Here is a 4,340-nt window from a genome sequence, read left to right on the forward strand (position 1 = left end):
AAACGGTCAAGGTGCATTCTATTGTTGCCCGAGTGAGGAGTGGTCGTGCAGCAATTGGAGTCAAGCCTCCCACTCATCTATCTGGGCGCTCCTTGCATCCCGGCAAGGAGTTCCTTGAAAGCCCGAGTTTTACTATGCTTAAAGTCAAGCCATCCAAGCTCAACCGCATCAGCCAAACTCAGTCCCATACCTCTCAAGAAACGCGCGGTACGGCGCAACAACACTGCTTGAACCTCGGTTTTATTCATATACCGGGAAATTTCCTTGTCTGTACCCCGAGCAAGGATGTTTTTGGCAGCATTGTGGTCAGCCTGCAACACGACCCCATCAAATCTGGTAAAACTGTCCCCGATCCTTTTCCCTAACAGGGTTCCAGTTACGGAGTCAGCTTGCGACGTGTAGCTCGGCTGGACTTCTGTTACAACCGACCCAGTCCAATTAGCCCATTTCTGCAAGGAGTCCCGAATTTCTCCCTTCATCCAGCTATTAAGCTTGCGGGACATGGCCTTGGACTGACGTTTATTTCTAATCGGCTGTGTCAAATTCTCAGCAAATACTTTTAATGATTCTCCTTTAAAAAGAGATTTAGAAGCCGCTCCTATAATCGACTTCAATTCTGATTGGTTTTTTCTCAATCGGCGATTTTCTGTTTTTCTGCTTAAATTGTTTTCAAGTATCCGAGCCGACTTGGCTGGATCTATTTTTTCTAGTTTTCTATGTATTGCCCAGAGCTTTCCTCTATTGCGGTTCTTTGCACATATCCGATCGGATTTCTTGGTTGCTAGTTTACCCAAGTCTTTCCCGTACGCCTGGCCATCTGAATCATAGAAAGCTTCAGTGTATCCTTTGTCCACTCCGATAGCCCGGCGGGAAGAGGGAATCTCTACGGTGCCATGATCGACTAAAAAGTGAACTTCAAACCTTTGCAGGAGTTGATTGTAGATTAGTCTAATCTGTCCTTTTATTTTTCGATTAGACCTGACAATTACTCTGTTCCTTTTTCCTCTCCTTAGGCCAGCCAATTCTAGCTGATAAGTATGGCGAGAGATTCGTTTACATCTGTATCCTCCTTGTTGGTAAACTATCTGATTTTTGATCCAGGAACGTCCTCGTTGAAACTCTTTCCTGACGAGTCTGTGCAGTAGTGGATTATCTAAGAAGGCTAAAGTCAATAGCTGTTTACAAAGTTCCTTTCTGACCTTCTGGTAAATCTTCCCAGAAAACCTTTTGTAAACCCTTTTTATAACTGCATCGGTACAGGCTGCCTGGCTCGCCGTGATAGCTTTAGCTACATCACTGACAGTCCACTCCATCAATTTGGAAGGTAACCCCAAGGACTCAGGTTTCCTGAAACCCCTGACTTCTGGATAGGCTTTTTTCCAGTCCAGCCCCCAATAACTGATGCTGCCCAGCTTGTTGTAAGACTCAGACCTGACGACGCCTAGTTTCTTCATTACCTGCAACAACTCCAATTCAACCGACTTGGTCATTCCCACCACGGGGACGACCTGAGTCGATATCTTTTTTGTTGTGTCTACTTTCAATGGCATCGTTAACTGGCTGTGTCCTATGCTTCAATTATAATCTAGCGCTAGTAAAATGTCTATGTCTGTCTTATACCGTTACATCGAATTTTGTACCGACTTTTGAGGACTTAAGTGCGAGGCGATCGCCTTTCTTAAAACAACCCATAGAAATGGGGTATTTCACTATATGATATCAACTCGACAAACTTACCGAGACCGATTGAAACCGTGGTGTCTCATTCGGCACTTACCTAAGATGCAACGGATAACCGTAGCGCGATTCAATCGGCGCAGTGATGCGGAAGCGTATCAGCAAGCGCTCAACCGCTTGCTGCCCAATTTCCACCATGTGGTGATATTTGAGACACCCTTGAAGGAATAATCCAGTCCGTAGGGTGCTTGATAAGACGGGCTCGGGCTGATTTTCCACCTGTTCGCCCCTGGCACAGCCGGTCCCGTAACCCAGCACCCTTCCCTTGGGCTTGCCCTGATTGCCTGCTGGGCATGGGGATGATTTTGGGTTGCGACAGCTAATCTTGTTAATTCGGAATTTTAACAGGGAACTATATAGCTATAACTCAGAAGAGTATGCCTCCAGTAGTGATTAAAAGAATCAGAAGGAGCTTGTATGTTTGAACCTTTAGTACAAGACACCACAAAAGCTCAAAGCGAAAGCATAGACACAATCTTAGGAAGGTTAAAAAAAGGGCGTGTCTATATTCCTGATTACCAGAGAGATGCTAATCAATGGAACCTTAGAAAACAATCACTTTTTATTGAGTCTATTCTTAACAACCTTACTATTCCAGGTTTCTTCTTTTGTGAAGATGATACCCGAAAATACGAAGTAGTTGATGGGCAACAACGACTCAACACTCTCAGAAGTTTTGCTAATGATGAATTTTCTATCAGTGATGATCAAACTATTGACTATATTCTACCAGAAGCTCATCTATATATCGGCAAAAAATACAGCGAATTGGAGGATGATCTTAAAGATATATTTAATGATTATCCGCTGACTATAATTTATCTTCCTAAAAGTATAGAGTTACAAACTAAGCTAGAAATATTTAGACGAATCAACGAAGGAGGAACTCCTCTTTCTGGTCAAGATATTCGTTTAGCTTATTACAGTCAGTCTAGAAGTGTAACCTTTATTCGTTTAGTTGGAATTCATGATAATCCTACTGACACTAATGAAGAGGTGAGTGAAGAGGATGAACCCAACTCTACTACAAAGCCTTTTCAACGAATGATTGAGTTAGCGCAAAGACAAGGACTTTCTAATCCTTGGGATAAATTTGATGAAGCTAGAGAGCCTTGGTATCAATGGTGGGAGGGTAAAGAAAAAGCAAAAGGTCAAACACCATCATTGATGTTTTTGTGGTACTTAATCTGTCTTGAACGTCAAAAACTTGATGATTTATTGAAAAGGCCGAATTATCTCAAAATGTTTTTTAACGGCTCAACGGAGAACGCCTTAGATATTTACTGTAGTCAACTTCAGTATCAAGAAGATTCAAAAGAAGAAAGAAGCAAACAAATCCTTTCAAACTTTCAAGTTATTTCGGAAGAGTATTTTCCCATATTTGTTAATTGGATGCAATTTATTTTATCACGAGGTTTTAGCGGAATTAGTGTCGATAAGTACAAGCAGCTTGCTCTGTTTATAGCGGGAGCAGCTGAGCTTAAAATATCTCCCAAACAATTATCAAATACACAATGGAATCATGCGGGTGAATTCATTCGTACCCCTCGAAATAAAGCCAGAGAGATACTTAATGAAAAAAATGGATACCCAGAACCAAAAGGTCAATGGACTGGAGAAAAAGGACAGAAGCAACAGTGTGATAAAGTTGTTTAAATTGTTAGATTAATATTGAATAAATAGACATAAAAATGGTTGATTTATCCGAAGGACTATCTCCCTGTAATTCTCGGCGAAGAACTTTTCCTTTAACTTGGAAAGAAGCTTACTTTAGGCAGAATTTTAATAGCGAGTTAAATGGATATGTCTGTCCTCTGTGTCACAGATTATTTCGAGGACCCAAAGGATTTCGAGAGCTTAAAGCTGATCATATTCATCCTTTTAGCAAAGGTGGTTTAACTACCTGGGATAATCTTCAACTTCTTTGCCTTCGATGTAACGCACAAAAAAGCGATCGCATTTAGAGTGTGTGCCGCCACACCCCTAAACATATAATTATAGCGTTTTTAATCCTAATCAGGTAAATGCAATTTTATTACCTCTGTCTTGATGCAGCGCGAGACCGCGCTGCTTTATGGTTTCTGCTCCCTGCTCCCTGCTCCCTACTCCCTACTCCCTGCTCCCTGCTATAATCCTCAACAACTGTGCCTTTCCCCAAACTATTCCAAAAGCTCCAACACAGCTTTCGGTGAAAGTTTATCCTTAAACCAAACAACTTGAGCTGGTAAATTCTTAACCGTAACTCCAGCTTTATCCAAATTTAACCGTTCCGAAATCGCCAGAATCAAATTGTCACATTCGGCCTTGCGCACTTGAGCAAATTTCTTTCTTAAATACTCTGGACGCCAGTAACCAATAATTTCTAATAGGAAATTTCGCCCATCAGGATGAACAATCCGAAAGTCGGGCACCATCACACTACCAGGAATAGGAATTAAATCCACTTCTCGCTCCAACACCCATTCAGTTTTCTGAGATTCCCAACGCTTAGCAAAGGAAGCCTCTAACATACTGTCGTAGGGTTTACCAGGGGGATAGTGAGTCACCAAGCCACAGCGGTCATTAAGGCTAAAATGCCCCGTCTTGATCGTACCGCTGTAAGA

Annotated in this window: 5 protein-coding genes; 3 read left to right on the top strand and 2 right to left on the bottom strand. The window is 42.1% G+C overall.

What is annotated here, in order from left to right; all coding sequences use genetic code 11:
* Positions 1 to 77: 77 nt before the first annotated feature.
* Positions 78 to 1,550, bottom strand: a complete 1,473-nt coding sequence (locus F6K52_RS32950) for a zinc ribbon domain-containing protein (protein WP_293088807.1) — start codon at positions 1,548 to 1,550, stop codon at positions 78 to 80.
* A 163-nt stretch (positions 1,551 to 1,713) separates the two neighbouring features.
* On the opposite strand from F6K52_RS32950, the gene F6K52_RS32955 reads away from it, so the two are divergent.
* The 3 genes from F6K52_RS32955 to F6K52_RS32965 all read left to right on the top strand — a co-directional run bounded on the left by F6K52_RS32955 (position 1,714) and on the right by F6K52_RS32965 (position 3,701).
* A complete protein-coding gene (locus F6K52_RS32955) occupies positions 1,714 to 1,908 on the top strand; it encodes a hypothetical protein (protein ID WP_293088810.1) in 195 nt (64 codons plus the stop codon).
* 246 nt (positions 1,909 to 2,154) lie between these two features.
* A complete protein-coding gene (locus F6K52_RS32960; RefSeq protein WP_293088813.1) occupies positions 2,155 to 3,393 on the top strand; it encodes a DUF262 domain-containing protein in 1,239 nt (412 codons plus the stop codon).
* A gap of 35 nt (positions 3,394 to 3,428) precedes the next feature.
* The gene (locus F6K52_RS32965; protein WP_293088816.1) at positions 3,429 to 3,701 is read left to right on the top strand and encodes an HNH endonuclease signature motif containing protein; all 273 of its coding nucleotides are present in this window, start codon (positions 3,429 to 3,431) and stop codon (positions 3,699 to 3,701) included.
* Between the two features lie 195 nt (positions 3,702 to 3,896).
* Here F6K52_RS32965 and F6K52_RS32970 read toward each other — a convergent pair.
* On the bottom strand, positions 3,897 to 4,340 hold a 444-nt coding region (locus F6K52_RS32970; RefSeq protein ID WP_293088818.1), incomplete at its 5' end, for a DUF790 family protein.

This window comes from Moorena sp. SIO3H5 (assembly GCF_010692395.1).
GTDB lineage: Bacteria > Cyanobacteriota > Cyanobacteriia > Cyanobacteriales > Coleofasciculaceae > Moorena.